This window comes from Opacimonas viscosa (genome assembly GCF_024199005.1).
Lineage (GTDB): Bacteria > Pseudomonadota > Gammaproteobacteria > Enterobacterales > Alteromonadaceae > Opacimonas > Opacimonas viscosa.
On sequence record NZ_JANATA010000363.1, the window covers coordinates 1 to 227 of the forward strand.

1 pseudogene is annotated in these 227 nt (G+C 53.3%); it reads left to right on the forward strand.

Annotated elements, in window-relative coordinates:
• Window positions 1–28: 28 nt before the first annotated feature.
• Window positions 29–227 (forward strand): annotated as a pseudogene (locus NLF92_RS13935) (ABC transporter permease); the annotation flags it as partial.

Genomic DNA, 227 nt, shown 5'->3' on the forward strand with positions numbered 1-227 from the left:
TACCGAACCCGGTGAACGCGACCGCTTAATGGCAGAACTGGAAGACACCCTGGCCAACGCCTACGGTAATCGCCTTATTCGCAATGTCACAACGGTCACGGAAACCCGCGAGCGAAGCTATCGTCAGCACAGCGCTATGATTAAGATTCTGTCAACGGTAATGGTGCTGCTCACGCTGATCACGGCCATGGGTATCATTGGCTTAACCAGCTTCAATGTAAACCGGC